The following is a 24,726-nucleotide window of genomic DNA, read 5'->3' on the forward strand; positions in this document are numbered from 1 at the left end:
AACCGCGCGGCGGCGGGTGCGCGACGCATGCCCGCCGTCCGCCTTCGCGAAGCCGCGGCGCACCGCGATCACGCCGCCGGTCACGCCTGTTGCCAATCATTTAATCACCTTCAAAAAGCCGAGTTGCCTTGTATTGGCGCTCGCGCGGCACAGAATCCACCGTTTTTTCCGATCCGCGCAGCACACTATGCGGCGCGGATTTCGGCGCGGCGGCGCGGTGTTTTTCGGCCGCTGTCCGGGCGCTGCCCGGATGCTGTCCGAAAGCCGTCCGGCCGACGCCCGGCAGCTTTTCCGCCAGCGTCGAACGCTTCGCGATCGCGCAAGCGCGAGCGCAAGCGCACGCTCGCGCGATCGATCGGCGCATCGAACCGACACGTACCCGACGATGCACGCCGCGCATCCGCATCCGCATCAGACGTTCTCGCCGAAATCGATCAGCACGCTCTTCACGCGCAGGTTCGCTTCGTAGGCGTGACGGCCGAGATCCTTGCCGATCCCCGAGCTCTTGTAGCCGCCCGTCGGAATCGCGAAATCCGCGGTGCGCCCGTAGCGGTTGATCCACACGGTGCCCGCCTCGATCGCGCGCATCATCCGCAGCGCGCGGCTCAGATCGGCCGTGTGCACGCCCGCCGCGAGCCCGTACCGGTCGTGCGCGGCGAGCGCGAGCGCCTCGTCGTCGTCGTCGAACGCCTGCACGGTCAGCACCGGCCCGAAGATTTCCTCGCGCACCGCCTCCGCCTGCGGCGTCACGCCGGTAAGGATCGTCGGCGCGTAGAACGCGCCGTCGCCCGCCAGCTCGATCCGCGCGCCGCCCGCGGCCGCGTGTGCGCCGCCGTCGAGCGTGCGCCGCACGATGCCGTCGATCCGCTGAAGCTGCGGCGCGGAGATGATCGGCGGCAGCGTCGTGCCGCGCGCCCACGTCGCGCCGGGGCGCAGCTCGGCGAACGCGGCCGCCACCGCGTCGACGAAGCGCGCCTGAACCTTGCGCTCGACGATCAGCCGCGAGCCCGCGACGCACACCTGCCCGGCGTTGCCCGCGATCGCCGCCGCGACGCGCCGCGCGACGCGCTCGAGATTCGGCGCGTCGGCGAACACGAGCTGCGGGCTCTTGCCGCCCAGCTCCAGCGTCACGGGCTTGGTGCCGTGCTGCGCGCACGCGGCCATGATCGCGGCGCCCGTCTGGCTCGAGCCCGTGAACGTCACTTTGGACACCTTCGGATGCCGGCACAGCGCATCGCCCGTCGTGCGGCCGTCGCCGTGCACGACGTTGAAGACGCCGGGCGGCACGCCCGCCTCGATCGCGAGCTCCGCGAGCCGCACCGACGAGAACGGCGTGAGCTCCGACGGCTTCAGCACGACCGCGTTGCCGGCGGCGAGCGCCGGCGCGATCTTCCACGACGCCATCACGAGCGGAAAATTCCACGGTGCGATCGCGGCGACGACGCCGTACGGCTCGGTGATCGTCATCCCGAGATGGTCGGCGCGCGTCGCCGCGACTTCGCCGCCGACGCGGTCCGCGCACTCGGCGAAGAAGCGGATGCCTTCGGCCGTGAACGGCACGTCCCAGCGCGCGGCGTCGGCGATCGGGCGCGTCGAGCCGACCGCTTCGAGCGGCGCGAGCGTCGCGACGTCGGCCTCGATCAGCTCGGCCCAGCGGCGCATCGCGCGGGCGCGTTCGCGCGGCGCGCGGCGCGCCCAGTCGCTCGTCCTGAACGCAAGCCACGCATCGTCCACCGCCCGGTCGACGAGCGACGCGTCCGCCGCCGGCAGCGCCGCGTAGGCGACGCCGTCCGACGGCCGCTTCACGTCGATGACGCCCGGGCCGTCGACATGCCGGCCGCCGATGAAGTGCGCGCTGCGGACCGCGACGCGCGCGGGATCGAAACTGTCCATCGTGTGTGTTCCTGAAACATGGAGAAAAAACGGCGCGACGCGCGCGGCGGCAGCGCTCGCGATGCGCGGCGACGACGGCGCATGCTCGCGCCGCGGGCGACGCCGTCGATGCCCGCAACGCCGGCCATGCGCGCAACGCGGCCGCCTCTTGCGGCACAAACCGAAACCGCGCCGCGAGAGACGCGTCGCGCGAGGCCCCGCGACGCCGTCAGCGCCGCTCGCATCGTGTGCATTCGTCGCGCGGCGCCGCGCATCGCGCTACGCCGGCCGCACCCGTGGCGGATGCGCGCGGCGCGGCCCGGCGAACGACGCATCGACGAGTTCGCCGCCCCTGTCCGCGCGGCCGCCCGGATCGTCCGCGACGTACGCATCGGGCGCAGCGTTCGCACGACGCCGCGCATCGCGTCACGCCGCCTGCGTCAATTGCGGATACGCGCGGCACAGCTCGGCGAACAGCGCATCGACGAGTTCACCGCCGCCGCCCGCGCAACCGGCCCGGTCGGCTGCGATGCGCGCATCGAGCGCGTCGAACAGCCGATGCTTGATGAAGTGGCGCCATTGCACCGGCACGCCGGCGAGGATGCGCGTGAGCGCCGCGTAGCGCGCGGCCGTCCACTTCGCCTCGAACGCGTCGCGGTACGCGCCGAACGCGAACGCCGGCGCGGCGTCGCCCGCTAGCCGCGCACGCGCCGCTTCGCGCAGCGCGGCCGTTCCTTCGACGTCGATCTCGTCGCCGTCGAGCGCGACGCCGTACACGTCGCGCGCATCGTCGGCGCTCACGTAGCCGCGCAGCACGTCGTCGCGCACCTTCGCCGGCTCGCGCTCGATCGGCCGGCCGTAGCCGCCCGCGCCCGCGCCGACGAGCCGGATCACGTCGCCCGGCGCGCAGACGACGAGATCGTTGTTGTCGAGCGCCTCTTCGCGCGGCGTGCCCGGATTGCGCGTGAAGCGCGCGTTGCCGCCCGGCCGCCCTCCGTGCAGCCCCCACGACGCGAAGCGCGTGCGATCGCGATTGCGCGCGGTCACGAGCGTGTTCGGCGCGAACACCTGGAACTCCATCACGAGCCCCTGCCCGCCGCGATGCCGCCCCGCACCGCCCGAGCCCGGCGCGACGCCGTAGCGCGTGATCCGGATCGGCACTTCCGTCTCGTTGATCTCGACCGGCGTGTTGCGCAGGAACGCGTTGTTCGCGCCGGAGCCGTCCTCGCCGTCGTCGGCGGCGCTGCCGCCCGCGCCGCCGCCGATCGGCCCGATCGACGCCATCACCGTCTGCCCTTCGCGGTTCATCGTCTTCACGCTGAGAATCGACAGCCCGCCCGCCGGGCACGCGGCGAGGCGCTCGGGCACCGCGCGCGCGAACGCGCCGAAGGTCAGCAGATGCAGCAGCTTGCACGTGAGGCTGCGCATGCCGACCGCGGCGGGCGGCACGGCGTTGACGACCGAGCCTTCGGGCAGCACGCAGCGCGCGACGCGCAGCATCCCGGTGTTCAGCAGGATGTCGGGATCGAGCGTATAGAGCACGTACACGAGGCCGACGAGCGCGAGCGCATGCCGCTCGTGTCCGCCCGTCGGCATGTTCAGCGACGATTGCAGTTGCGGATCGCTGCCCGAGTAGTCCATCTCGACCTCGCCGCCGCGAATGCGCGCGGTCAGCGCGACGCGCATCGGCTTGCCGTTCGCCGAATCCTCGTCCGCGTATTCGGCGAACGAGTAGTCGCCGTCGGGAATGCCGCGCAGGATCGTGCGCGCCTGCTCCTCCGAATAGTCGAGGAGCGCGCGCATCCCGGCCTTGAAGCCGTCGATGCCGAAGCGCTCGACGATCTCCAGCACGCGCCGCTCGCCGGTGTGCAGCGACGCGAGCTGCGCGAGCAGATCGCCGACGTTCTGCTCGGGCGCGCGCACGTTCGTCGCCATGATCCGCACGAGCGCGTCGTCGACGACGCCCGCGCGCACGATCTTGCAAGGCGGAAAGCGCACGCCTTCCTGCTGGATCTCGGTCAGCGTGCGCGACAGCGACGCCGGCACCGCGCCGCCCATGTCGGTGTTGTGGATGTGCCCGCCGACGAAGCAGACGATCTCGTCCGCGTAAAACACCGGCTTCCAGATCACGATGTCGGGCGTGTGGGTCGCGACGAAGCCGCTGTACGCGTCGTTCGTCATGCAGACGTCGCCCGGCGCGTAGCTGTCGATCATCCGGATCACCGAGCCGTAGTCGAGCCCGACGTACCACGTCGCGCCGAGCGTCTTCGGCGACGCGAACGTGAGCCCGTCCGGCGTCATGATCGCGCACGAAAAATCTTCGGTTTCCTTCACGAACGTCGAATGCGCGGTTCGCACGAGCGTGTACGCCATGCTTTCCGCCGCCGCGACGCAATAGTTCGCGAAGATCTGCAGCACCGATTTGTCGAATTGCATTGCGTTCTCCGGATCAGTTCGCGCGCAAGAGGATCAGCTGGCCGAGCGCGTCGACGCGGCCGCGGTAGCCCGGCAGCACCGTCGTCGTGCAGTCGTCCTGCGCGATCACGGCCGGGCCGTCGAAGCGCTGGCCCGCCTTCAGGTCGCGGCGCAGGTAGAGCGCCGCGTCGTGGAACGCGCCGTTCATGAACACGCGGATCGTGCTCACGGGCGCGGGCGGCGCGTCGCTCGCGTCGACGGCCTTCAGCGCGGGCTTCGGCGTCGCGGCCGAGATCACGAGCCGCAGCGCGACCACCTGCACGCGCGCGCCCGGATCGCCGTGGCCGTACAGGCGCGCGTGCTCGCGATGAAACGCGTCGCGCAGCGGCGCGGGATCGCCGCCGTGCAGCCAGTCGAGCTCGAGCGGCGTGTCGATCTCGAACGACTGGCCCTTGTAGCGCATGTCCGCCGACACCGCGATTCGCGCGTCGCGATCGTCGCCGATCTGATCGGCGATCCACGCGCGCGCCGCGCGTTCGAGCGCGCGCGCGTCGTCGGAAAGGCGCGCGAGCGACGCCGCGTCGAGATCGTAGTAAGCGGTCTTCACGAAATCGTTGCGCGTATCGGCGATCAGGCCGCCCAGCGCGCTCAGCACGCCCGGCGCGATCGGCACGACGATCTCGTCGATGCCGATCGCGCGCGCGAAATGGCACGCGAGCATCGGCCCCGCGCCGCCGAACGGCAGCAGCGCGAACGCGCGCGGATCGATCCCGAAGCGCGACACGATCCGGCTCACGCCCGCGTACATCCCCGACACCGCGACGTCGACGATCGCCTCGGCGGTGCGGTATGCATCCGCGCCGAGCCGCTCAGCGAGCGCGTCGATCGCGCGATGCGCGGCCGCTCGGTCGACCTTCACCGAGTCGTAGCCGAGGCTCGCGTTGCCGATCACGCCGAGCACGACGAACGCGTCGGTGATCGTCGCGCGCGTGCCGCCGCGCCCGTAGCAGACGGGCCCCGGATTCGAGCCCGCGCTGTCCGGGCCCACCTTCAGTACGCCGAAATCGTCGACCCACGCGATCGAGCCGCCGCCGTCGCCGATCGACGACACGGACACCGAAGGAATGTGGATCTGGAAATCGCCGATGTATTCGCCGCTCGCGTACTGCGGCTCGCCGTCGACGATCAGCGCGACGTCGGCCGTCGTGCCGCCGATGTCGAGGCTCATGCAGCGCGCGAGGCCGCTCTGCCTCGCGACGTACGCGGCGCCGATCACGCCGGACGCGGTGCCGGACAGGATCATCTGCACGCAGTTGGTCTTGCCCGCTTCGGCGCTCATCACGCCGCCGTTGGATTTCGTGACCTTCATGTCGCACGCCACGCCCGTCTGCGCGAGCGCGCGCTGCAGCGAGCCGAGATAATGCGACACCTTCGGCTGCACGTAGCCGCCGATCACGGCGGTCGACGTGCGCTCGTATTCGCGGATGATCGGCCACACGTCCGACGAGCACGACACGAAGAAGCCCGGCATCTCGCGCTCGACGATCGCCTTCACCGCGTGCTCGTGCGCCGGATTGCGATACGCATGGAGCAGCGCGATCACCACGCCTTCGCACTTCGCGCGCCGCAGCCGCGCGATCGCGTCGAGCACGCTCGCCTCGTCGACGGGCGTCTCGACGCCGCCGTCGGCCGCGAGCCGCTCGATCACGCCGAACACGCGCTCGCGCGGCACGAGCGGCGCGGGGCGCTTCGACAGCAGGTTGTACATGTCGGGGCCCTTCAGCCGCGCGAGGTCGAGCACGTCCTCGAAATGGCGCGTCGTCACGAGCCCGAGCCGCAGGCCCTTGCGCTGCACGACCGCGTTCACGCCGACCGTCGTGCCGTGCGTGAAGTACGCGACGTCGCGCGGCGCGATCCCGTAGCGCTCGCCGAGCGCCTCCATTCCGCGCAGCACTTCGCTGCCGGGGCTGTCCGGCCGCGAAAACACCTTCAGCGTCTTCAATTCGCCCGTCGCGTCGTCGAGCACCGCGAAATCGGCGAATGAGCCGCCGATGTCCACCCCGATTCGGATTCCCACGAAGATTCCTCGTTCATTGATGCCCGGCGGACGCGGCCCGCCGAACGACCGGAAAGACCATCCGAAGCCGCGCTTCGGGACGCGCGGCCGCGCGCCGGCGAGCGCCGCGCCGCTTGCCCGCCCGCTTCACGCGCGCTCCGCGCCCGCGAGCGCCGCCGCCGCGGGCAGCGCCTGGAACTGGATCAGGTCGGCCTCGCTGCGATGGCAGAGCACCTGCGCGCCGTTGTCGAGCGTGCGCATCGACGGCGTCGCCCGGTTGCACACGCCGTCGATGCGCGCCGCGCAGCGCGGCAGGAACGCGCACAGCTCGGGGTTGTCGGCCGGCGGGCCGATCGGCGCGAGCGGGCGGCGGCAGCGCTCGGTCGCGTCGTCGAGCCAGCCCGCGCGCAGCTCGGGCGCGGACGACACGAGCAGATGCGAATACGGATGGAACGGCGGCGCGCACAGCGCGTCGCGGCTGCCCGTCTCGACGCGCCGGCCCGCGTACAGCACGACGATGTCGTCGCTGATCGCGCGCACCTTCGCGATGTCGTGCGTGATGAACAGATACGACACGCCGAGCTTGCGTTGCAGGTCGCGCAGCAGCTCCATGATCGCCGCGCCGACCACCGTGTCGAGCGCGGACGTCACTTCGTCGCAGAGGATCAGATCCGGCTCGGCCGCGAGCGCGCGCGCGAGGTTCACGCGCTGCTTCTGTCCGCCGGACAGCTCGACCGTGCGGCGCGCGGCGATCGACGCCGGCAGCCGCACGAGCTCGAGCAGCTCGGCGACGCGCCGCCGCGCGCGCTCGCCCTTCATCCCGTGATAGAACGCGAGCGGCCGCGCGAGCGTGCGCTCGACCGTGTGCGCCGGATTGAGCGCGGTATCCGCGTTCTGGAACACGATCTGGATGCGCCGGTACTGCTCCTTCGTGCGGCGGCCCAGATCGCCCGGCAGCGGCGCGCCGTCGAGCAGCAGCTGGCCGCCCGCGGCCGGCACGAGGCCCGCGATCACCTTCGCGAGCGTCGTCTTGCCCGAGCCCGATTCGCCGATCACGCCGACGGTTTGTCCGCGGCCGATCGACAGCTCGACGTCGTCGAGAATCGTCTTCGCGGGCCGGCCCTTCGCGTCCTTGCGGCCGTAGCCGGCCGTCACGCGCCGCACTTCGAGGAGCGGCCGCGCGGCGGCCCGCGCCGTCGCGCCCGAGGCCGCGCGCGCGAAATCGCTCGGCGTGACCGCGGCGATCAGGCTCTGCGTGTACGGATGCGCCGGCGCGTGCAGAATCTGCTCGGTGTCGCCGATCTCGCGGATGCGGCCGTCGCTCAGCACGACGATCCGGTCCGCCATCTGCGCGACCACTGCGAGATCGTGCGACACGTACACGGCCGTCATCCCGCACTGCCGGATCACGCGCTTGAATGCCTGCAGCACGTCGATCTGCGTGGTCACGTCGAGCGCGGTGGTCGGCTCGTCGAGGATCACGAGCTCCGGATCGGTGATGAGCGCCATCGCGGCCATCAGCCGCTGAAGCTGCCCGCCCGACACCTGGTGCGGGTAGCGCGCGCCGATCTTCTCCGGCTCGGGCAGCGCGAGCGCGCGGAACAGTTCGACCGCCTTCGCCTCGGCCGCGCGCCGCGTCAGCGTCTTGTGGATCAGCGCGCTCTCGATCACCTGATCGAGGATCGTGCGCACCGGATTGAACGCGGCGGCCGCGCTCTGCGCGATGTACGCGACCTTGCGGCCGCGCAGCGACGCGAGCGCCGGGTCGGACAGCGCGCGCACGTCGGCGTCGCCGACGCGGATCGCGCCGCCCGCGATCCGGCAGCCGCTGCGCGCGTGGCCCATCAGCGACAGCGCGATCGTCGTCTTGCCGGAGCCCGATTCGCCGATCAGCGCGAGCACTTCGCCGCGCCGCACGTCGAAGTCGACGCCGTGCACGATCGTCGTGACGGGCTCGCCCGGGCGGCCGCCGACGACGCGCAGCCCGCGCACCTCGACGAGGTTTTCGCGATTCGCGTTCATTCAGTGTTCTCCTGCGGCGAGCGCCGCGTCGCTGCGGCGGCCGCGGTGCGGCAGGCCGTCGATCAGCAGGTTCACGCCGACCGTGACGATCGCGATCGCGAGCGCCGGCATGATGACGACGGGCGAGCCGTCGCCGAGCCCGGCGATGTTCTCGCGCACGAGCGAGCCGAGGTCCGCGTACGGCGGCTGCACGCCGAGGCCGAGAAAGCTCAGGCCGCTCAGGAGCAGCACGACGAACGTGAAGCGCAGGCCGGTGTCGGCGAGCATCGGGTGGATCATGTTCGGCAGCATCTCGACGCACGCGATGTAGACCGGGCTCTCGCCGCGCGCGCGCGCGACCTGCACGTATTCGTACGTGCTGATGTTGAGCGCGAGCGAGCGCGCGATCCGGTACGAGCCCGGCATGTAGCTGATCGCGGCCGTGACGATCAAAAGCGGCAGCGACGAGCCGAACACCGCGACCAGCATCAGCGCGAACATCTTCGACGGGATCGACGTGATCGCGTCGAGCAGGCGGCTCATCGTTTCGTCGACCGCGCGGCCCGCGACCGTCGCGAGCAAGCCGAGCGACGTGCCGGTGATCGCGGCGAGAAGCGCCGCCGCGAGCGCGAGCAGCACCGTCAGGCGCGTGCCGTAGATGATGCGGCTCAGCATGTCGCGGCCGAGGTAGTCGGAGCCGAGCGGCAGCTTCGCGCTGAACGCGGCGAACACGTCGGCCGACACGATCGAGCCGACCGAGTGCGGCGCGAGCCACGGCGCGAACACCGCGACGAACAGCGCGACGCTCACCATCGCGAGGCCCGCCCAGCCGCCCTTGGACAGCCGCAGCCGCGCGGCGAGCGGCTTGCGCGCGGCGCGCGGGGCGGGCGCGCCGGGCGGCGAGCCGCCGTTCCACGCCGGCTCGCGGCCGTCGGCGGGCGTGGCGCTGCTGCGTTGAATCAGATCGGCGTGGTTCATGGGCCGCGTCTCCGTCGAAAGAGGTTCGGGGGTCGTCATGTCCGCAGCTTCGGATTCGAGACGATCGAGCACAGGTCGGCGAGCAGCACGAGCGCCAGATAGCCGGAGCAGAAGATCATCGTGCACGCCTGGACGAGCGGGAAATCGCGGTTCGACACCGCGTCGACCATCAGGCTCGCGAGGCCCGGGTAGTTGAAGATCGTCTCGACGACGATCACGCCGCCGAGCAGATACGACAGGCTCAGCGCAACCGCATTCGCGATCGGGCCGATCGCGTTCGGCAGCGCGTGGCGCAGCACGACGCGCGCGGGGCTCGCGCCCTTGAGCATCGCCATCTCGACGTACGACGCGCCGAGCTGCTCGATCACCGCCGCGCGCGTCATCCGCGCCATCTGCGCGATCACGACCGCGCACAGCGTGAGCACCGGCATCGCATACGCGCGCAGGAAGTGATCGACGCTGTCGATCTCGCCGCCGTACGACAGCGCGGACAGCCAGTGCAGCTTGACCGCGAGCACGAGCACCGCGACCGTCGCGATCAGGAACTCGGGCGTCGCGACGAGCGACAGCGTGCCGAGGCTCACGATCCGGTCGATCACGGTCTCGCGTTTCACCGCCGCGAGGATGCCGAGCACGAGCGCGACCGGCACCGACACCGCCGTCGTGATCGCGGCGAGCGTCAGCGATTTCGGCAGCCGCCCGTCGATCATCTCGGCGACCGGCAGCCCGCTCGACAGCGACTTGCCGAAATCGCCGTGCAGCACCTGCGCGAGCCAGTGGCCGTAGCGCAGATGAACCGGCTGATCGAGGCCGAACTGCTGGCGCAGCGCGGCGACCGTCTCCGGCGTCGCCGACTGCCCGAGCGCCGCTTGCGCGGCGTCGCCCGGCAGCAGGTTCGTGATCGCGAAGATGATCACCGACACGATCAGCAGCGTGAGCGCCGTCAGCGCGATCCGCTTGCCGATCAATTCGACTATGGTCTGGTTCATGCTCGAAGCCTCTTCGATATGCGGCGAGCCGGGCCCGGGAGCGACGCGCGCCCGGCGATGCCGGCTCCATCACGTGCGCATCACGCGCGCGTCACGCTTCCCACCAGACATGCTCGGCGAACTGGAAGCCCATCAGCGCGCCCGTCGGGATCGAGCCGAGCCCCTTCAGGCGCTTGTCGTGCGCATCGAGCAGGCTGATGAACGCCGGAATGCCGATCCCGCCCTGCTCCGATACGAGCGCCTGCATCTCGCCGTACATCTGCTTGCGCTTCGCCTCGTCGGTTTCCGAGCGCGCGGCGAGCAGCAGCTGGTCGAACTTCGGGTTCTTCCAGCCCGACTCGTTCCACGTCGCATCCGACTTGAAGAACTGCGTGAACAGCACGTCGGCGCTCGAGCGCGGGTTGATGCTGCCGAAGCCGATCGGATGCTTCATCCAGTGGTTCGACCAGTAGCCGTCGGCGGGCACGCGGTTCACCGTCAGGTTCACGCCGATCTTCGCGGCCGTCTGCTGCAGCAGCACCGCCATCTCGACCGAGCCGTTCGCGTCGGTCGTCGCGTAGATCGGCGGCAGCGTCGTGCCGATCGCGCCCGCCTTCTGGAAATGGAACTTCGCGCGGTCGAGATCGAACGGCCGCTGCGCCAGCGACGCGTTGAAGTAGCGATGCCCGGGCGGAATCGGCTGATCGTTCGCGATCACCGAATAGCCGCGGAACACGGCCGAGCGGATCTGCTCGCGGTCGAACAGGTACTTCATCCCGTTGACGAAATCCATGTTGCCCGTCATCGCGTTGTCGCGGCGCAGGATCAAGTCCGTGTAGAGGCCCGACTTCGTCTCCTTCACCACGAAGCCCGCCGTCGACGCAACCCGCTGCGTCGAGCGCGGATCGACGCCGTTGATGAGCTGCACATCGCCCGACAGCAGCGCGTTCACGCGCGCGGCCGCGTCGCCGATGCCGATCAGCTCGATCTGGTCGAGATACGGCGCGCCCGATTTCCAGTAGCCGTCGTTGCGCACGCCGACGGTCGACACGCCCGGCTTGAACGATTTCAGCTTGTACGGGCCCGTGCCGATCGCCTGCGAGAAATCGGTCGTGCCGTCCTTCACGATCACGAACTGCGGCGTCGCCAGAATCACCGGCAGGTCGGCGTTCGCGTTGTCGAGCGTGAGCGTGACCTCGTTCGGGCCCGTCGCCTTGACGTCGGCGAACTGGTCGGCGAGCGACTTCACCTTCGACGCGGTCGCCGCGTTCTTGTGGCGCGTCAGCGAATAGACGACGTCGGCGGGCGCGAGCGGCTTGCCGTCGTGGAACGTCACGCCGCGGCGCAGCTTGACGACCCAGGTCTTCGCATCCTTCGTCTGCACCGATTCGGCGATGTTCGGCTGCGGCGTGAGGCTCTCGTCGAGCTGCGTCAAGCCGCTGTAGAACAGGAAGCAGCGGATGTAGTCCGCGCCCGTCGAGCCCTTCGCCGGATCGAGCGTGTCGGCGGTCGAGCTCGCGTCGTACGCGACGCGGATCTTGCCGCCGCGCTTGGGCGCCGGAGCGGCGAACGCGGATCGCGCGCCGGCCAGCAGCCCGCCCGCCGCGCCCGTCGCCAACACGCCCCCCGCGGCCATCACGCGCATCATGTCGCGGCGCGTGAAGCCGCCATGCTTGATTTCGTCGCTCATCCGAACAGCTCCTAACAAGAAGGTTGATCCTGGGTGTCCAGCAGTTTTTTTGTTCCGACGTTTGGCCCGGGTCCGCCTGCTGGCGCCGGTTCCCGCGATGCGCGTTTCAAGACGATTTAAGCATCGAAAAAAATGCCGAATGTCGCGATTAGACGCGCCTCGACAACACGATTCGACCGTTTTGGGTGGTCCGCGCAGCACGATTTGCTGCGCATCCGCGAAAACCCGCCGGCGAACGGCGTCCCGGCGGCGCGGTTTCGGCTCGTCACGTCCTGGCGTAAATCGTAATGGGGCGCGCATCGCGGCAATCGTCGACAAAAAAGCCGATTCGGCACAACCGCCGCGTTCTTGCGCGCCGGACCATGCGTTTCGCATCGATTCGCGCGCCCGGCGGCGAGCGCCGCGCAAACGGGAAGATCGTCCTAGGCGGGCGCCGCTTCGGTGTGCCAGTGGCCGAAGCATCGGGGCGAGCGAAGGCGCCGCCCGACGCCGCGCGTGCGGTGCGCGCCGCGTCGCCGCTCGGGCCTGCGCGCGGCGGCCGCGCGCTTCGCATTCGCCGATGGCGACGGCAGCGACGGCGACGGCGGCGGCAGCGGCGGCGGCTTCGACGGCACACGCGCGCGAGCTGCCGCGAACGGCTCGGCTTCGTTCGCGCCGCCGTTGCGTCGCGCCGCGCGTCGCGGCGAGAGCGGGCGCCGATGGCGCGCGCGGCTGCGTCGAACGCGTGCGACGCGAAGGCCCGATCCAACGCCGCTTCGCGCACGACAAATGCGCGCGTTAGCCGATCTCCGGCCCATTCGCGAGCGTGCGCGCGGCAATGCATCGAAAGGAGGAGAGGAGAAGCGAACGAAAGGTGACGAAAGCTGCGCAACCGCGGACGAACGAACGCGCGGCGGCGAGCGTGCGCAGCCGAATGCGCCGTGCAGGGCAATCGATGCGGCAGACGTGGCGTTTTCGCGAGCGGCGCGCGCGACACCGCCGACGCCACGCTGTTCGGCGGCCGCCGGCAGTGAGCGGCGCGCGCCCTCTCGCGCGATCTCGCCCCTCCAGCACCGGCATGCGCCGCCGTCAGCGATACGTCCAGCGCCGATGCATCGCGAACGTCAACGGCGGCACGAGCGCGACGACGGCCGCGATGCTCCACGCGGCCGCGACGCCGAGCGCCTGCACGCCGCGCGAGATCGCCATCGTCAGCATCAGGCCCGCGGCCGACACCGCAAGGAAGCGCACGACGTTGCGCCAGCGCAGCGGCGCCGAAAAGCTCCACAACGTGTTCAGCAGATACGACGCGCCCGTCGCGCAGACGAACGCGACCGCGTTCGCCTGCACCGCGGTCGCGGCGAACGCACCCATCAGCGCGCCGGCGATCGCCGCGTGCAGCGCGGTGGACAGCGCGCCGGACACGCCGAAGCGCACGAGCCGCGCGCGCACGCCGATGTCGGTGACGGCGCTCATTGCGGCGCGCTGTGCTTCGTCAGGACCGCGAACAGCGACACGCCGAACGGCAGCGAATGCTTCGGCAGCCAGCCGCGTTCCGCGCGGAAGATGCGGTACAACGCGGAGTTGACCGCGCGCGGCCCGATCGCGTCGCCGCTCGAGCGCGCGCGATGCAGCAGCCGGTCGGTCATCCGCGCGGCGACGGCGACCGGAAACAGCAGCGTGTTGAAATACGAGCTTCGCACGATCTTGCAGCCGGCCGCCTGCGCGCAGCGCTCGAGCGCCGCGCGGTCGTAGCGGCGGTAGTGATGGAGAAACGTGTCGTGCGCGCTCCAGAGCCACTGATACGCGGGCACCGTGACGACGATCGCGCCGCCCGGCGCGAGATGGTCGCTCGCGCGGCGCAGCGCGGCCGCGTCGTCCTCGATGTGCTCGAGGCAATCGAAGAAGCAGATCAGATCGAAGCGCTGGTCGCCGAACGGCACGTCGTCCGGGCAGCGGCCCGCGCGAATGTCGAAGCGCCAGCCGGTTCGGCGGTTCGCGATCGAGCGCGCGGTGTCGTCCATCTCGAGTGCGCTCACCGCGCCGAATTCCTCCAGCATCTCGAGATTGCCGCCCGTGCCGGAGCCGATCTCGAGTATGCGGGCGCCCGCCGGCAACGCGAGCTTCGCGAGCAACGCATGCAGGATGTCGCGCCGTGCGCGGAACCACCAGTGCGTGGATTCGGTGGCGGCCATCTGCAGATAAGCTTCGGGTGACATGGCGTCCTCCTGTCCGTCAGCGGCTCGCGGCGCGGGCGCGCGGCATCGCGCGCCGCCGCGCGAAATCGATCCGCGCGCCGTGCGCGGCGCGCGTCGCGGCGCTGCCGACAGGCAGCGCGCTCACCTTGGTGCGCGCCTGATAGCGGCGGCGCACGAGGTAGATCGGCCGTTCCTTCGATTCGTAGTAGATGCGGCCGATGTACTCGCCGACCACGCCGATGCCGACAAGCTCGATCCCGCCGATGAACAGCATCACCGAGATCAACGAAGCATAGCCCGGCACCGGATTGCCCATCCACAGCGTGCGCGCGACGATGAAGCCGCCGTACAGGAACGCGAGCGCGGCGATCCCGAGCCCGATGTAGGTCCAGCTGCGCAGCGGCACCGTGCTGAAGCTCGTGATTCCTTCGAGCGCGAAGTTCCAGAGCTTCCAGCCGGAGAACTTCGAATGCCCGGCGCAGCGCGCCTCGCGTTGATACTCGACGATCACGGTCCGATAGCCGACCCACGCGAACAGCCCCTTCATGAAGCGCCGGCGTTCGGGCAGGCTGCGCAGCGCGTTGACGACCTGCCGGTCCATCAGCCGGAAATCGCCGACGTTGACGGGCAGCTTCACTTCGGACAACGCATTGTGCACGCGGTAATAGAGCGCGGCCGCGGTGCGCTTCGCGAACGTGTCGCACGCGCGGTTGCTGCGCTTGGCCGCGACCACCTCGGCGCCGCCGCGCCAATGCTCGATCATCACCGGAATGAGGCTCGGCGGGTCCTGCAAGTCCGCGTCGATCGGTATCACGGCGTCGCCGTTCGATTCGTCGAGGCCGGCCGTCAGCGCGGCCTCCTTGCCGAAGTTGCGCGTCAGATCGATCACGCGCACCCGGGCGTCCTGCGCGCTCACGGCGACGAGCTGATCGAGCGTATCGTCGCGGCTGCCGTCGTTCACGCAGACGATCTCGAAGCGGATCGATTCGATCGCCTCCATCAACGGCACGACTTCCGCGAAGAACCGCGTGACCGCAGCGCCTTCGTTGTAGAACGGCACGACGAGCGAAATGAGCGGTGTGTTTATTTGATCCCGCATGGTGTTTCTCCCTGATCCCCGTGACGACCGCGGCCGGCCAGCGGCGGCGCCGCTCGCGTGTGCCGCGCGGCGGCGTCCGATGCGCCGCGCGCCGTCATGAAACGAACTGAATCGATCGCGTCCGCCGCGTCTTCGTCGCCGGGCAGACACGGTGCGCTGCGGCGCTCGTGCGCGATGCGGCTCACGATCGCCGCGAGCGCGCCCGCCGTCACGAGCGGCAGGAACTGGAACCGCAGCGGGCCGGCCGCGAAGAGTCCCGCGAGCGGCATCCACGCGAGCAACGCGAGCCCTTCGCGTTCGAGCGGACGCCAGCCGTCGGCGCGCGCGTGGCGCACGGCCCACGCGATCACGATCCCGTACCACGCGAGGTCGTAGTCGTACAGGTACGGGCTCACGAGCAGGCTCGCGCAGACGAGCGCGGCCGAGCGCAGCGCATGCGAGCACGCGCCGCGCCACGCATAGATCACCGCGGCGGCCGCGAACGCGATCGAGCACGCCTGCAACAGCTGCGCGGCGGCGGGCGACAGCCCCGCGAACGTCGCCAACGCGAAGAACGTCGGAATCCGCGCGAGCGGCGCCTGCCCGGCGCCGATCGTCTGCATCACGGACGCGGCCGCGTGCGCGAACGCCGTCCACGCGCCGAAGCCGAACGCGAGCGTGCCGAGCGCCAGGACGAGCGCGACCGTCACGGCCCATGCGCGCAATGCGCGCCATTGCGACGCGCACAGCAGCGCGAGCGGAAACAGCGGCGCGAGCTGCGGCTTGATGACGAGGAGCCCGAAGCAACAGCCGGCGAGCGCCGGGCGGCGGCGCAGCGCAACGAGGCCGAAGCCCGCGAGCGCGGCCGTCAGCAGGCTGTTCTGGCCGACGAGCGCAACGAAGAACGTGCCGGGGAACGCGAGCGCGCAGAGCGCCGCGAGACGGCGCGGCACGATCGCGCGCACCGTCGCGACGAACAGCGCGCCGGTGCCGGCGATCCACACGAACGCCGCGACCGGATACGGCAGCCAGCCGAGCGGCGACACGAGCAGCAGCGTCTGCGGCGGATACAGCCACAACAGCACGCCGCGCATGTCGCGCATCGAAGGCACCGCGTGCAGCTCGACCGCATGCAGCGTCGAGAATTGCCAAGCGTCGAGCGCATGACCGCGCACCGCGAGCCACGCGGCGCTCCAGGTCGGCACGAAGTCCATCGTCGGCGGCATCGGCGAGTCCGGTCCGCCCGACAGCCAGCGCATCACGCAGACGCCTGCGAACGCCGCATAGCAGACGAGCGCCGCGATCGCATAGGTGCGCACCCGCTTCGCGTCGAGCCAGTGCGGACGGCGGCGCGGCCCGGCCGCCGGCAGCTCCGGGCACTCGACGTCGAGACGCGTCGGCGCATGGCCGTGCGGATGCATTTTCATCGCGCGGCTCCCGGCATCGCCCGCGCGCGGCGCACGACGATCAGCAGCACCGCGAGCAGCACGACGGGCCCGATCTGCGGAAAGCGGGTCGCGCGATTGAAGAACTCGAAGAACGGCAGCAGCCAGCCGGCGACGAGCACCAGCTGCTCGCCGGGCAGCCAGCCGGTATCGAGCGCGCAGGCGAGCACGCAGAACAGCGCGATGCCGAGCCACGCGAGTTCGTAATGCCACAGATACGGCGTCGCGAGCAGCGTCGCGACGGCAAGCGCCGCCGCGCGAAGGCGCGCGTCGCTCGTGCGCAGCCACACGTTCAGCGCGGCCATCGCCGCGAGCGCGCCGATGGCGATCTGCACCGCATACGAGACATGCAGCGAAGCGCCGGCGAGCCGCATCGTCGAGAACGGCGCGGGGGACGCGAGCCAGTATTGCGTGCCTTGCTCGAGCACGAGCTCGCGCAGCATCGTCGTGCCCGACAGGAACGCGTGCACGGACGCCGTGCCGCAAACGGCGACGCTCGCCGCCGCGAAGATCAGCGTGCCGGCGGCGGCGAAGAAGAACGCGCGCCACGCGCGCGTCGCGACGAGCAGCAGCGGAAACAGCAGCGCCATCTGCGGCTTGACCGCGAGCAGGCTGATGCAAAGCCCCGCGATCGCCGGCCGCTTCGCGAGCGATCGCACCGCAAGCGCCGCGCACGCGGCCGTCAGCAACGAGTTCTGTCCGATCGCGGCGGCGACGAGCACGCCCGGAAACGACAGGATCGCGAACGATGCGAGACGCGGCCGCGCCAGCCGATCGCGCAAGCCCGACAGCGCGCCGACACCCTTCGCATAGGCGGCGAGGCCGAGCGCGCAGAAGAGCAGCAGCGACGGCACATAAGGCAGCAGCGCGAGCGGCGTGACGAGCACGAGCAGCGTCGGCGGATACACCCAGGGCAGGAAGCTGCGGTTCACGTACGCGCCGAGCTGCGCCGCCTCGACGCGCGAGAACGCCGGATAGTCGTAGACGCTCGCGGGCGCGCCGTGCAGCATCACGTGCGAGCCGCTCCAGAACACCGTGAAATCGATGCCGGGCCGCACGGTCGTGTTCGCGGTGAAACCGTGTGTCGTCCATCCCCACGCGCCCAGCAGCGCGATGCTGAGAATCAGCGTCGCGCCGCCGTATGCGAGCACGCGATCGCCGGTCAGCCATCCGCTGGAACGCAACATGCCGAAGCATGTTCCCCGATTCGCAAGATCCATGATGCCCCGATGTGTGATTAAGCGTTTTGTTTAAACACGTCGAATTCTTTTATCGATTCATTCGGACGGCGTTCTTGTTTGCATGACGTCGTCGCGCTTCCATTGATAGATAAAAAAGCGAGTCGATGCAAATCGCGGCGGCGCGCGATATCGCCGCGCGCAAGCCTGAAAAAGCGAATTCCGCATGAAAAATGACGAACGGCGGTGTCCGCGTTTCGGCGTTGAAACACTTTCCTTCGCCGGACGTCTCCGCCGAAGTCGGCCGGCACGGCCCGATTCACGGAATGCCGGGTCAGGGAAAATCCCGACAAAATTTTTATGGCCTTGCCTGGCGGGCGTTTGCGGGCGGCGGCCACGCGCCGGCACGCGTTCGCGTGTATCAAATCCGAAACCTTCTGCACCGCGTCATGCCCGCCGCGTTACACCGGTGAGCCGCTCGTCCTTGTCCCGCCGTGCGTTCCCGAAAGCTGGCCCACTCCTTGCGAAATGTCCTGCGCGGCAAACGACGACGCGACGATCGAAAGATTCACGGCATCCAGATCAACAGACAGAATCCGCCGACGTCACCCACGGGGTCGCATCCGGTGCAACGCATGCAAGTGCAAGTGCCGCGCCGGATGTGTACAGGGCAGTCGCCGTTCGACCAGCGGGGCGCCGGCTGCGGCCGTGCGCCAGGAAAAATTGCTCGTTGTGAATACCGGGGTGAAGGCAATGTCCACTTATTCCGTCCAGCGGCCCGTCGGCCGCTCAAGCAGTGAAACGGCGCGCACCTGCGCCGTCTCCCGCTATCCCTCCGCCGGCCGCAACGGCCGCCGGTTCCGCACTTTCCCAGGCTGGCGCCGCACGGCGCGCATCGATTCATGCGCGCGCGCCGGCAAGCCTCATCCCGCCGATCGCTCCGCTCGCGCAGGCGCATGCATTCGCGTGCAGGCCCCGCTGCGGCTGTTCTGATCCGCGGCCCGTTTTTTAGCAGTGCCTTGCAGTGCCTGTAGTGCCCTGTCGTGCCAGCAGCACCCGTAGTGCCTTGTAGTACCAGCAGTGCCTCGTAGTACCCGTAGTGCCTTGCAGTTCCGGCAGCACCTTGTAGTCGAAGCAGTTCCCGTTGTACGTCCCGCGCCATCGATGGCAAGGGGTTTTTTTGTTATCCGAAAGGAGAGAGTCATGTCCAGCCTCGTTCAATACGTGAAGCAGTTCGTTCGCGACGAGGGCGGCGTCAGTGCCATCGAATACGGCCTGATCGCTGCTCTGATCGCGATCGTGATCATCGGTGCGGTGAAGACGGTCGGTACCAACCTCAACACCGTCTTCTCGACGATCGGCAACGATCTGTAAGGGCGCGTCGGCGGAAAGACGGATGGCTATGTCCCCACTCGCCGTCCGTCGCTTCCCTTCCGTTCGTTTCCTTTAGATGTTCCGTTCGATACCGCTGAGGAGCGATTCATGAGAACCCATTCCTTTTGCCGGGAGTCGACCCGTCCGCACCGGATCGACGCGCAACCCGCCCATGCCTTCATGCATTGGCTGCGCGACGAATCGGCGGTGTCCGCGATCGAATACGCGCTGATCGCATCGCTCATCGCGATCGTGATCATCGGCTCGGTACAGATCGTCGGCACCAATCTGCAGTCGGTGTTCAGCACTATCGCTTCGGATGTGTGAACTCAAGCCCGCCTGGTTGCGCCAGTCCGGCATGCCGGCTGGCGTCACCAAAGCAGCTCATCGAACGATCGAATACGACACGAGGCCTTCAATGTTCTCCGCCCTGCCGCCGCAACCGATCCCGCTCTGCGTGACGTTGCTTGCAATCGCAGCAGCCAGCATCGATCTGGCGAGCCGGCGCATTCCCAATCGACTGATCGCGCTCGGCCTCGTGGGCGCGCTCGTCGCGCAGTGCTGGCTGCCCGGCCCGCACACCGGCTTCGCCGTGTGGCTCGCCGGAGCGGCCACGGGCGCCGGCCTGCTGCTGCCGTTCTACCTCGTGCGCGGGATGGCCGCGGGCGACGTGAAGCTGATGCTCGCGATCGGCGCGTGGGTCGGCCCTTCGCTCGCGCTGCACATCGTGCTCGCGACGTTCGTCGTCGGCGGCGCATGGGCGCTCGCGGTCGTGCTCAAGCGCGGCCGGTTCCGCAAGCTGCTCGCGAACGTGCGTCATCTGCTCGTGAGCGCGGCGCTGCTGCGCAATCCGTCCGCGCCGCGCGCCGCACCCGAGTTCGACTCGGTCGGGACGCTGCCGTACGGCGTCGCGATCGCGATTGGCACGCTCGGCGTGCTGTTCACGGCGGCGGCCTGATGCGCATGCCGCCTCCCACCCAACGATTGGAGCGACCATGAACCTGGATCAAGCAGAACCGCGGCATGACGCGCAGATCGCCCATCTGCCGGAGCCATCCGCACTGCGCGCATACCGCGCAAGGCACGCCGCGCGCCTGCCCGCCGCGCCGCGCACGCTCGCGGAAACCGGCCTGGACGAAGCCTTCGTCGCGGCGCTGCTGCTGAAATCGATGCTCGCGCACGGACGCTCGAGCCTCACCGAAATCGTCGAGCGTCACGGCCTGCCGCCCGTCGTGCTCGACGAAGTGCTGACGTTCCTCGCGTGCGAGCGCCTGATCGAAGTCACGCACCGCGGCCTGTCCGACATCGACATGACGCTGCGCCTGACCGACCTCGGCCGCGCGCTCGCGCTCGAGGAAAAAGCGCGCAACAGCTACTGCGGCCCGGCGCCCGTCACGCACGAAGCGTACGTCGCGAGCGTCGCCGCGCATTCGGTGCGGCACGTGACGATTTCGCGCGCCGACGCACACGCGGCGTTCCAAGGCGTCGTGATCGAGCCGTCGATGCTCGACGCGGCGGCCGCGTCGATGAACGCGGGCCGCCCGCTGCTGATCTACGGCCCCGCGGGCAGCGGCAAGACCTATCTCGCAGAGCGCCTCGGCTCGCTGCTGCGCGGCAACGTGCCGATTCCGTATGCGATCTATGCGTCGGGCGAGGTGATCAAGATTCATGATCCGCACGCGCACGTCGACGCGCCGCGCCCAACCGACAGCGCGAACGGCGACCGCCGCTGGCGCCTGTGCCGCCGGCCCATCGTGCTGTCGGGCGGCGAGCTGACGCTCGCCGAGCTCGACCTGCGCCGGGACGACTCGACGGGCTACTACCAGGCCCCGCCGCACGTGAAGGCGAACATGGGCCTCTACATCGTCGACGATCTCGGCCGCCAGCGCATCGCGCCGCGCGATCTGCTCAACCGCTGGCTGCTGCCGCTCGATCGCAACGTCGATCAGCTGACGTTCGCGAGCGGCGTGCGGCTCGAAATGCCGTTCGACGTGTGGCCGGTGTTCTCGAGCAACCTCGCGCCCGCGCAGTTCAGCGACGAAGCGTTCCTGCGCCGGCTCGGCTCGAAGCTGCACGTCGGGCCGCTGCCCGTCGCCCGCTATCGCGACCTGTACGACGCGAGCTGCGCATCGCTCGCGCTGCACTCGGACGCATCGACGTTCGACTACCTGCTGCAACGCCTGCACGCGCCCGCGCGGATGCCGTTTCTCGCGTGCTATCCGGGCGACCTGCTGCGGCTCGTCGCGGCGTCCGTGCACTATCGCGGCGACACGCCCACGGTCACGCCGCAGGCGCTGCACGAAGCGTGGCGCAGTTTCTTCGGCTCGGCGCCCGACGAACCGCCGCTCACCCCGCCGGATGCGGATCGCGATTGGTAGCGTCCGGCCCATTGGTTCTTGATACGACTAGCGAGGAGTACCGCCATGAAAAACAGTCGCGCATTCACGATGCTCGCCATCGCCATCCTGGCGGGGCTGGCCGCCGTCGCCTTCGCTTCGCGATGGCTCGTGCAAACCTCGAGCAGCGCCATCACGCCCGTCGCGGTCGCCGCGACCGACGTGAATCTCGGCGAGCCGCTCGGCCCGAACCAGCTGCGCATCGTCAACTGGCCGACGGCGAGCGTGCCGCCCGGCGCGTTCAACGACGTCAAGTCGCTCGAAGGCCGCGTCGTGCGCACGAGCCTCGCGCGCGGCGAGCCCGTGCTCGGCTCGAAGCTCGCGCCCGTCGGCACGAAGGGCGGCCTGTCCGCCGTGATCGCCCCCGGAGACCGCGCGATCACCGTGCGCGTGAACGATGTCGTCGGCGTCGCGGGCTTCGCGCTGCCCGGCAATTACGTCGACGTGATCGTCAACACGCAGGAACAGGCGAAGGCCGATCCGCAGCAGAGCATCTCGAAGATCGTGCTCGAGAAGATCCTCGTGCTCGCCGTCGCGCAGCAAGTGAGCCGCGACGACACCGCACCGAAGGTCGTCAACGCGGTCACGCTCGAAGTCACGCCCGACCAGGCGGAAAAGCTCGACCTCGCGCGCAGCGTCGGCACGCTGTCGCTCGTGCTGCGCAACCAGGTCGACAAGGACGCGCTGAACACCGGCGGCGCGACGAAGAACACGCTGCTCGGCCAGCCGGCGGCCGCGGCAGCGCCCGTCGCGGCGCCCGCCGCGCAACCGCGCACCGTGCGCACGCGCGTCGTCGTCGCGCATGCGCGCGCGGCGGCCGGCCGCGACTGCGTCGGCGTGCTGTCCGGCGTGACGGGCAGCGTCGAATGTTTCTGACATAAGCGGCAAAGCACTGACGATGCCTGGCGTTTCCGCTGCCCGCTTGCGTTCCGGCAGCTTTCGATAGTCAAACCCGGCGCACTGCGCCGGGCACTGGGGGACCACACGAAATGGACACCAAATCGCAACTTTCCCGGCCGACGCCGACGCGCATGCGCGTCGTGCGCGGCGCGGCGCTCGCCGCCGCGTGCTGTGCCGGGCTCTTCACCGTCTTCGCCGCGTCCGCGCAGGACGCCGTCGAGAACGCCGCAATCGCGAAGGGCGCCTCGGCCGCGCCGATGGCGATCGGCCGCGGACCGATGCAGATGACGATCAGCATGGCGCCCGCGCCCGTCGCCGGCGCCGCGGGTGCGGCGGCCGCCGCGCCGCTGCGCGGCCCGAACTGCGTCGGCGAGATGCGCGAATCGACCAGCGTGAGCGTGCCGCTCGGCAAGTCGCTGCTCGTGCCGCTCGACGAGCCGGTGCGCAACCGCACGATCGGCAATCCCGCCGTCGCGCAGGCGACGATGGTGTCGCCGCGCACGCTCTATCTCGTCGGCATGTCCGTCGGCACGACGAACATGATCGTCCAGGGCAAGAGCGGCGCGTGCCAGATCATCGACGTCGCGGTGGGCGCGGACGCGGGCGGCCTGCAGGCGTCGCTGCGCCAGCTGATGCCGCACGAGCGCGACATTCGCGTGTCGACCGCGGCGGACACGATCGTCCTCGCGGGCAACGTGTCGAGCGCGCAGGCCGCGCAGCAGGCGGTCGCGATCGCGAAGGCGTACAGCGACCGCACGAACGCCGGCGCCGCCGCCAATGGCAACGGCAACGGCAACGGCGGCGGCGGCGGCCCGCGCGCCGACGTGCTCAACATGCTGACCGTCACGTCGCCGCAGCAGGTGATGCTCGAGGTGAAGGTCGCCGAGGTATCGAAGACGCTGATCAACCAGATGGGATCGGCCGTCAACATCCAAGGCGGCTTCGGCTCGTGGACGGGCGCGCTCGTGACGAGCCTGCTCACGGGCGTGGGCAGCGGCATCTCGGCGAGCAAGTCGAACAAGCTGCCGCTGAACGGCTCGATCGACGCGCAGAACACCGACCAGCCGGTGAAGATCCTCGCCGAGCCGCAGCTCGTCACGATCAGCGGCCAGGAAGCGACGTTCCTCGCGGGCGGCAAGATCTTCATCCCGGTTCCGCAAAGCAGCGGCATCGGCACGAACACGATCACGCTGCAGGAAGAGGAATTCGGCGTCGGGCTGAAGTTCACGCCGACGGTGCTGTCGAACGGGCGGATCAGCCTGAAGGTCGCGCCCGAGGTGTCCGAGCTGTCGCCGACGGGCGTCACGCTGTCCGCGGCGAACGTGGGCAACGTGTCGATCCTGCCGCTCATCACGACTCGGCGCGCGTCGACCACCGTGCAAATGGGCGACGGCGAAACGTTCGCGATCGGCGGCCTCATCAAGGACAACGCGCAAGGCTCGCTCAAGGCGCTGCCCGGCATCGGCGAGCTGCCCGTGCTCGGCGCGCTGTTCCGCAGCACGTCGTTCCAGCAGGACCGCACCGAGCTCGTGTTCGTCATCACGCCGCACCTGGTGAAGCCGCTCGACACCGCCGACGTGCCGCTGCCGACCGACAGCTTCACGAAGCCGAACGAAATCGACGTCTATGCGACGGGCAACATGGAAGGCCGCGGCGGACTGCGCCAGCACGCAACCGCGCCGGCGAACGCCGCTCCCGCGAACGCCGCGCCGATGAGCGCCGCGCCCGCCGGTGCCGCGCCGACGGCCACGGCGCCTGCCGCGCCCGCTACGTCCACTGCGCCTGCCACGTCCGCTGCGCCTGCAGCACCTGCGGCACCGGCGGCCGCCGCGCCGGCGCCTGCCGCGCCGCCCGCCGCGCCGGCGAGCGTCGCGCCCGATGCCGCGCAGCCGGCGAAGCCCGCGGCACCCGCACCGGCACCGGCGCGCCCGTCGGCGACCGTGCAGGCGCCGCCGCCCGCAACGCCGGCCGCGGCCGCGCTCGCGCAGCGTCAAGGCGTGCGCGCCGCATCGCCCAACGCCGCCGCCACCGCGGCCGCCGTGCCCGCCGCGCCGGCCGCCGCATCGCCCGCACCCGCCGCGCTCGCGGCGCCGGCCGCAGCCGGCGCGACCGCGAAGCGCCAGGGCGCGCTGCCGTCGCAACAACTCGCCAACACCAGCGCGATCGCGCAAGACTTCGATCGCTGAACCATCGCAAGG

20 protein-coding genes are annotated in these 24,726 nt (G+C 70.1%); 6 read left to right on the top strand and 14 right to left on the bottom strand.

Features of this window, described 5'->3' with window-relative positions:
- Positions 1–100: 100 nt before the first annotated feature.
- The 14 genes from WS78_RS36570 to WS78_RS29855 form a co-directional block, all read right to left on the bottom strand.
- Complete coding sequence (locus WS78_RS36570; protein WP_156437392.1) at positions 101–412, bottom strand: hypothetical protein; 312 nt, start codon at positions 410–412, stop codon at positions 101–103.
- A complete protein-coding gene (locus WS78_RS29785) occupies positions 412–1,893 on the bottom strand; it encodes an aldehyde dehydrogenase family protein (protein ID WP_059575635.1) in 1,482 nt (493 codons plus the stop codon). The genes WS78_RS36570 and WS78_RS29785 overlap by 1 nt, the downstream gene beginning before the upstream one ends.
- Before the next feature lie 405 nt (positions 1,894–2,298).
- On the bottom strand, positions 2,299–4,308 hold the full coding sequence (locus tag WS78_RS29790) for a hydantoinase B/oxoprolinase family protein (protein WP_059575637.1): 2,010 nt from the start codon (positions 4,306–4,308) through the stop codon (positions 2,299–2,301).
- Between the two features lie 13 nt (positions 4,309–4,321).
- Entirely contained in the window at positions 4,322–6,364 is a 2,043-nt protein-coding gene (locus WS78_RS29795; RefSeq protein WP_059575639.1) for a hydantoinase/oxoprolinase family protein, read from the bottom strand.
- Positions 6,365–6,490: 126 nt separating this feature from the next.
- Positions 6,491–8,365, bottom strand: a complete 1,875-nt coding sequence (locus WS78_RS29800; protein ID WP_038755107.1) for an ABC transporter ATP-binding protein — start codon at positions 8,363–8,365, stop codon at positions 6,491–6,493.
- A complete protein-coding gene (locus WS78_RS29805) occupies positions 8,366–9,322 on the bottom strand; it encodes an ABC transporter permease (protein WP_038755104.1) in 957 nt (318 codons plus the stop codon).
- 35 nt (positions 9,323–9,357) lie between these two features.
- Positions 9,358–10,311 (bottom strand): ABC transporter permease, encoded by a 954-nt coding sequence (locus WS78_RS29810; protein ID WP_038755101.1) that lies wholly within the window; start codon positions 10,309–10,311, stop codon positions 9,358–9,360.
- Between the two features lie 91 nt (positions 10,312–10,402).
- Complete coding sequence (locus WS78_RS29815; RefSeq protein ID WP_038755099.1) at positions 10,403–11,980, bottom strand: ABC transporter substrate-binding protein; 1,578 nt, start codon at positions 11,978–11,980, stop codon at positions 10,403–10,405.
- A gap of 1,068 nt (positions 11,981–13,048) precedes the next feature.
- On the bottom strand, positions 13,049–13,435 hold the full coding sequence (locus tag WS78_RS29830) for a GtrA family protein (RefSeq protein ID WP_038755090.1): 387 nt from the start codon (positions 13,433–13,435) through the stop codon (positions 13,049–13,051).
- Positions 13,432–14,178: a class I SAM-dependent methyltransferase gene (locus tag WS78_RS29835; protein WP_038755087.1), complete on the bottom strand. Its 747-nt coding sequence runs from the start codon at positions 14,176–14,178 to the stop codon at positions 13,432–13,434. The genes WS78_RS29830 and WS78_RS29835 overlap by 4 nt, the downstream gene beginning before the upstream one ends.
- Before the next feature lie 16 nt (positions 14,179–14,194).
- Complete coding sequence (locus WS78_RS29840; protein WP_059575645.1) at positions 14,195–15,256, bottom strand: glycosyltransferase family 2 protein; 1,062 nt, start codon at positions 15,254–15,256, stop codon at positions 14,195–14,197.
- On the bottom strand, positions 15,241–16,662 hold the full coding sequence (locus WS78_RS29845) for a glycosyltransferase family 87 protein (RefSeq protein ID WP_059575647.1): 1,422 nt from the start codon (positions 16,660–16,662) through the stop codon (positions 15,241–15,243). The genes WS78_RS29840 and WS78_RS29845 overlap by 16 nt, the downstream gene beginning before the upstream one ends.
- Complete coding sequence (locus tag WS78_RS29850) at positions 16,659–17,867, bottom strand: glycosyltransferase family 87 protein (protein ID WP_059575734.1); 1,209 nt, start codon at positions 17,865–17,867, stop codon at positions 16,659–16,661. The genes WS78_RS29845 and WS78_RS29850 overlap by 4 nt, the downstream gene beginning before the upstream one ends.
- A 50-nt stretch (positions 17,868–17,917) precedes the next feature.
- Positions 17,918–18,256: a hypothetical protein gene (locus WS78_RS29855; RefSeq protein WP_226377257.1), complete on the bottom strand. Its 339-nt coding sequence runs from the start codon at positions 18,254–18,256 to the stop codon at positions 17,918–17,920.
- A gap of 805 nt (positions 18,257–19,061) precedes the next feature.
- On the opposite strand from WS78_RS29855, the gene WS78_RS29865 reads away from it, so the two are divergent.
- The 6 genes from WS78_RS29865 to WS78_RS29890 all read left to right on the top strand — a co-directional run bounded on the left by WS78_RS29865 (position 19,062) and on the right by WS78_RS29890 (position 24,714).
- On the top strand, positions 19,062–19,232 hold the full coding sequence (locus WS78_RS29865) for a Flp family type IVb pilin (RefSeq protein WP_038755079.1): 171 nt from the start codon (positions 19,062–19,064) through the stop codon (positions 19,230–19,232).
- 180 nt (positions 19,233–19,412) lie between these two features.
- Positions 19,413–19,559 (top strand): Flp family type IVb pilin, encoded by a 147-nt coding sequence (locus tag WS78_RS29870; protein WP_038755076.1) that lies wholly within the window; start codon positions 19,413–19,415, stop codon positions 19,557–19,559.
- Positions 19,560–19,650: 91 nt separating this feature from the next.
- Complete coding sequence (locus tag WS78_RS29875) at positions 19,651–20,190, top strand: A24 family peptidase (protein ID WP_038755073.1); 540 nt, start codon at positions 19,651–19,653, stop codon at positions 20,188–20,190.
- 37 nt (positions 20,191–20,227) lie between these two features.
- Positions 20,228–21,610 (top strand): hypothetical protein, encoded by a 1,383-nt coding sequence (locus tag WS78_RS29880; RefSeq protein ID WP_059575649.1) that lies wholly within the window; start codon positions 20,228–20,230, stop codon positions 21,608–21,610.
- A gap of 45 nt (positions 21,611–21,655) precedes the next feature.
- Positions 21,656–22,504: a Flp pilus assembly protein CpaB gene (gene cpaB, locus WS78_RS29885; protein WP_038755067.1), complete on the top strand. Its 849-nt coding sequence runs from the start codon at positions 21,656–21,658 to the stop codon at positions 22,502–22,504.
- Positions 22,505–22,617: 113 nt separating this feature from the next.
- Positions 22,618–24,714, top strand: coding sequence for a type II and III secretion system protein family protein (locus WS78_RS29890; RefSeq protein ID WP_059575652.1), 2,097 nt, complete (start codon positions 22,618–22,620; stop codon positions 24,712–24,714).
- Positions 24,715–24,726: the final 12 nt, after the last annotated feature.

The organism is Burkholderia savannae, from assembly GCF_001524445.2.
GTDB classification, from domain to species: domain Bacteria; phylum Pseudomonadota; class Gammaproteobacteria; order Burkholderiales; family Burkholderiaceae; genus Burkholderia; species Burkholderia savannae.

Bases quoted from the DNA above. Each gene is read 5' to 3' on its own strand.
- WS78_RS29890 (WP_059575652.1), top strand. From the start codon at position 22,618: ATGGACACCAAATCGCAACTTTCCCGGCCGACGCCGACGCGCATGCGC.
- WS78_RS29815 (WP_038755099.1), bottom strand. From the start codon at position 11,980: ATGAGCGACGAAATCAAGCATGGCGGCTTCACGCGCCGCGACATGATG.
- WS78_RS29810 (WP_038755101.1), bottom strand. From the start codon at position 10,311: ATGAACCAGACCATAGTCGAATTGATCGGCAAGCGGATCGCGCTGACG.
- WS78_RS29870 (WP_038755076.1), top strand. From the start codon at position 19,413: ATGCATTGGCTGCGCGACGAATCGGCGGTGTCCGCGATCGAATACGCG.
- WS78_RS36570 (WP_156437392.1), bottom strand. From the start codon at position 412: ATGCGGATGCGGATGCGCGGCGTGCATCGTCGGGTACGTGTCGGTTCG.
- WS78_RS29830 (WP_038755090.1), bottom strand. From the start codon at position 13,435: ATGAGCGCCGTCACCGACATCGGCGTGCGCGCGCGGCTCGTGCGCTTC.
- WS78_RS29835 (WP_038755087.1), bottom strand. From the start codon at position 14,178: ATGTCACCCGAAGCTTATCTGCAGATGGCCGCCACCGAATCCACGCAC.
- WS78_RS29850 (WP_059575734.1), bottom strand. From the start codon at position 17,867: ATGTTGCGTTCCAGCGGATGGCTGACCGGCGATCGCGTGCTCGCATAC.
- WS78_RS29875 (WP_038755073.1), top strand. From the start codon at position 19,651: ATGTTCTCCGCCCTGCCGCCGCAACCGATCCCGCTCTGCGTGACGTTG.
- WS78_RS29880 (WP_059575649.1), top strand. From the start codon at position 20,228: ATGAACCTGGATCAAGCAGAACCGCGGCATGACGCGCAGATCGCCCAT.
- WS78_RS29800 (WP_038755107.1), bottom strand. From the start codon at position 8,365: ATGAACGCGAATCGCGAAAACCTCGTCGAGGTGCGCGGGCTGCGCGTC.
- WS78_RS29865 (WP_038755079.1), top strand. From the start codon at position 19,062: ATGTCCAGCCTCGTTCAATACGTGAAGCAGTTCGTTCGCGACGAGGGC.
- WS78_RS29840 (WP_059575645.1), bottom strand. From the start codon at position 15,256: ATGCGGGATCAAATAAACACACCGCTCATTTCGCTCGTCGTGCCGTTC.
- WS78_RS29785 (WP_059575635.1), bottom strand. From the start codon at position 1,893: ATGGACAGTTTCGATCCCGCGCGCGTCGCGGTCCGCAGCGCGCACTTC.
- WS78_RS29790 (WP_059575637.1), bottom strand. From the start codon at position 4,308: ATGCAATTCGACAAATCGGTGCTGCAGATCTTCGCGAACTATTGCGTC.
- WS78_RS29805 (WP_038755104.1), bottom strand. From the start codon at position 9,322: ATGAACCACGCCGATCTGATTCAACGCAGCAGCGCCACGCCCGCCGAC.
- WS78_RS29845 (WP_059575647.1), bottom strand. From the start codon at position 16,662: ATGAAAATGCATCCGCACGGCCATGCGCCGACGCGTCTCGACGTCGAG.
- cpaB (WP_038755067.1), top strand. From the start codon at position 21,656: ATGAAAAACAGTCGCGCATTCACGATGCTCGCCATCGCCATCCTGGCG.